This window comes from Nocardia sp. CC201C, from assembly GCF_030010695.1.
Taxonomy (GTDB): Bacteria; Actinomycetota; Actinomycetes; order Mycobacteriales; family Mycobacteriaceae; genus Nocardia; species Nocardia otitidiscaviarum.
The window spans coordinates 1-3,755 of the sequence record NZ_JASCXP010000559.1; the positions used below are offsets into that span (position 1 = coordinate 1).

A 3,755-nucleotide genomic window follows, 5' to 3' on the forward strand; every position below is an offset into this window, starting at 1 on the left:
ACTGTCGCACCGCATGATCGCCGAAGTCGAATCCCGGCATCTGTGGGAGCGTGCCGGGGCCAAGGGGATGCGCGGGTATCTGATCGATGTGCTGCGGTTGTCGGCGGCCGAGGCCGGGGCGCGGGTGCGTGCGTCGGCGTCGTTGCGGCCGCGCGCGTTCTGCGGGGAAGCGGGTCCGGCGTTGTTGCCGACCACGGCGGCGTTGCAGGCCGAGGGTGTGGTGTCCCCGGAGCACGCGCGGGTGATCATGCGGGTGATGGACCGTATCCCCAACGCGGTGCCTGCCGAGACGCGGGCCGAGGCCGAACAGCACCTGGCTCGGGCGGCGATGCAGATGCCGCCGGAGTACGTGAGCAAGGTCGGGCACGTGCTGCTGTCGTGCCTGGACCCCGACGGGGTCCTCACCAGCGACGACGACCGCGCCCGACGCCGCGAACTCTGGGTGGGCAAACAACGCGTGGACGGCATGAGCGAGATCAAGGGCGTGCTGGATCCGCAGTTGCGGGCGTTGTTGGATGTGGTGTTGGCGAAGTGGGCGCGTCCGGGCATGTGCAACCCCGAAGATCCCGACAGCCCCCGCATGGGACCCGCAGCCGTCGACAAAGACACGGTGGAGGTGGCGGCGCGGCGGGACCGGCGCAGTGCTGGGCAGCGTAACCACGACGCGGTGAAAGCGTTCCTGGCTGCCGGGGGTGGTCCGGAGAACCTTGGGAGTCATCGGGGTGTGCCGGTGTCGGTGGTGTTGACGATGAGTGTGACCGACTTGCAATCGGGGTCCGGCTATGCGCATACCGCGTCGGGGTCGGTGATGTCGGTTCGGGATGCGTTGCGGATGGCCGAGGGCAGCTACCCGTTGTTGATGTTGTTCGACGGTAAGGGTTTGCCGTTGCATTTGGGGCGGGGGAGGTATCGGTTGGCGTCGTCGTGGCAGCGGTTGGCGTGTATCGCCGCTGATCGGGGCTGTACGCGTCCGGGGTGTGAGGCTCCGGCGACGATGTGTGCGGTGCATCATATGGTGCCGTGGTTGCGGGGTGGTCGTACCGATATCGAGAATCTGACGTTGGTGTGCGATCGCTGCCATGCTCAGATTCCCGAGGATGTCGAGGATCCGACGGGGTGGGCCACCCTCGGACGCGGCAACGACCACAGCGGCGGTATCGGTGGCAACAGCGACGGCGGCAACAGCATCGGCAACACCAGCATCAGCAGCGGCAACACCAGCAGCGGCGGCAACGGCAACGGCAACGGCAGCATCGACGGTGGTGGCGGCAACAGCAACGGCGGCAACAGCATCGGCAACGGCGATGTCGGCAGCATCGGCGGCAGCATCGGCGGCGGCAACCGCAGCAACGGCGGTGTCGGTAGCGGCCGGTATCCGGGTCGTGTCGCGTGGGCACCCCGACCCGCATCGATCCGGCACGGGCACCCCGGGTGAATCTGCATCATCACCCGGAGCAGTGGCTCACCGATGCCCCGAACCACCCCGGTGCCGACCATCTCGACCGGTCCGGTCACCGTCACCGCGACCACCGAACAGCCGATCGACGAGCCACCGGCCATCACGACCGGTCGTCGACAAACCACCGCACCCACCGCCCGGACCCGACCCGAGGCGATCACTTACGCCAATAACCACACCCCGCAAAGGCCCGTCCCGAGAACGCAACCCCAGCCAGTCCGTGGGCTGGGATAGACGCGCGCGGCACCCGACCCGGCGTCAGCGAAAGCCAGGTAAGGCACCCAACGCAACCACACTCATCCTTGAAATCTCTACGGCAACACCCAACTACTCACGCTGGCCTCGAATGCCGAAGTGACATACGTGCGGAACATATCGGCCCACGCATGTTCCACGCCGCCAGTCCCACGCATTGGCCGGACCCGACGCAACGCCTCGACATCCCGCCCCGACCAGGACGAAGACCCGTCCGCGCCACGGAAATCAGATGTCCTCCACCGACTCCGGCTCGACATCCACAATCTCACCCATATGACCGAGCAGCTCACGGGTGTCCCGTCCATCGCTGTCGAGTTCGGCGACCTGCTCGACGGTCAGCGGCCAGCCGTCGTCGCCGACCGGCCAGATGCCGTCGTCACGGTGCTGAAAGGAGATCGGCCCGCCGTCGCGGCCATTGCGGCGTTCCGCCTCGTCTCCGATCATGCGTCGCTCCCGGCGCGTCGGGTGCACCAGCACGCCCGGCGGATCCCCGCGCCTACCCCACTCATACCCTCACGCTACGGTCGCGCGGGTGTTCTCGTAGCGAATCCGCGAAGCGAAATCGTCGTTTTCGAGAGATTGGAACCACGGTTCGCGGGCAACCCCGCGGTTCCCCTCCCGTTCGCTCGGATCCCGCCACCGCCTGCGGCTGTGGCGCGCAGCGAAATGCGGCGGGTTCGGCGGAGCCGTGGTCCGCGCCAGATCGCGCGTCGGCCACTCGGATCGATCTTTTACGCAGCGGAAACAGGTCTGGGGCGAGGTGTGCCGTGGTGGTGTCGGTGGGGATGCGGATACTGGATTCGTAGACCCAGCGAGTGTGGTTACGGCACAGGCGGGGACGGTGGGAGTGATGCCAATGGTGTTGGCACTGTGGGATTCCCCTCACCGGCCACGCCGATCCGGGGCCGCGGCATACGATCCAGTGTTTGGATCATTCGGGAAGGCGATCATGGATCGAGAGGCGTTCGTCGCAGTGATGAACGAGGCGAGCGGCATGTTGGACCAGGGACAGGCGGTGGAGGCGCTGGAGCGGCTCACCGCGTTCGACGACTCGCTGCTGGACCAACCCGACCCGAAGGACTACGGCTGGATCGTGTCCTACCGCTTTCGAGCCGCCTTCGCCGCCGCGGATTTCGCGCAGGCGCTACGCATCGCGGAGAGCGGTCCGGCGCGATTCGCGGCCGATATCCCGGCCGGGAGCATGGCGACCATGTACTCCATGGCCGTGGAGGCGGCCACACAGCTGGACCGGGCCGATGTGGCGGTGTCCATGGCGGACAAGTGTATCGCGATTCGCCGCCAGCTCGGGGCGGAGAACGAGGTGCTGATGGCGGCCATGACCGCCTGCACCCTGCTCGGGGACATCGAAAGGCACGATCTCGCCACTCCGTACGCGGTGCTGCTGGTACGCGAGGGGGAGGGGTTCGACGACTACCGCTCCTACGGGTACTACGCACTGTGCGCCGCCGTGGAGCACCAGGTCGGCGGGGACGTGTTCGACATTCTGTGGGCCGGTCGCGACTGGCTGACCGGCGTGGACAACGAATTCGCCCGGGAGGCACGCGAATACCTCGACAGCGCGCCCGCCATCAAGGACCGCATCGCCGGAGTGCACGGCACCGGTGCGCAGCTGCCGGCCGACCCGCCGTTCCCGGACGGCGCGGCAGCGGACGCGGCATCTGGCCCGGACCTGCTCACACCCGGCAAGGCCCCCTTCGCCGCCGCCGACCCGGCCGCCCCGGACTTCGACCCGCTGGGTCTGCCGACCGTGAGCAGCGGCGCGGCCGACGAACATCCCGCACCGCCGAACCGTCGTGCCGCGGAGCCGCTTCCACCGGAACGGGACGGCGGCGGGCTGACCACGCCGTCGGGCCGACACGCCGAGACCTCGACGCCGCCGCCCGAATCGGACGCCGACGCTGCGCTGTCACTGCCGGACCAGGAGGTCGGGAGCCTGCCGCCGCTGCCGGGCCGCCACGCCGGGGACCGACCGCCGCGGCCCGACCGGGAGACCGGGGACCTGCCGCCGCTGCCTGGC

2 protein-coding genes and 1 pseudogene are annotated in these 3,755 nt (G+C 68.6%); 2 read left to right on the forward strand and 1 reads right to left on the reverse strand.

The features are described 5' to 3' along the window. Nucleotides 1-1,435 (forward strand): HNH endonuclease signature motif containing protein (locus QK444_RS33950; protein ID WP_282786110.1); only part of this gene is annotated, 1,435 nt, incomplete at its 5' end. A 507-nt stretch (nt 1,436-1,942) separates the two neighbouring features. Here the strand turns inward: QK444_RS33950 and QK444_RS33955 are convergent. Beyond that, nucleotides 1,943-2,161, reverse strand: coding sequence for a hypothetical protein (locus QK444_RS33955; RefSeq protein WP_029928002.1), 219 nt, complete (start codon nt 2,159-2,161; stop codon nt 1,943-1,945). Nucleotides 2,162-2,666: 505 nt separating this feature from the next. Between QK444_RS33955 and QK444_RS33960 the strand changes: the two are divergent. Beyond that, nucleotides 2,667-3,755: pseudogene (locus QK444_RS33960) on the forward strand (hypothetical protein); the annotation flags it as partial.

Coding starts and splice junctions, on each gene's coding strand:
- QK444_RS33955 (WP_029928002.1), bottom strand. CDS start 2,161: ATGATCGGAGACGAGGCGGAACGCCGCAATGGCCGCGACGGCGGGCCG.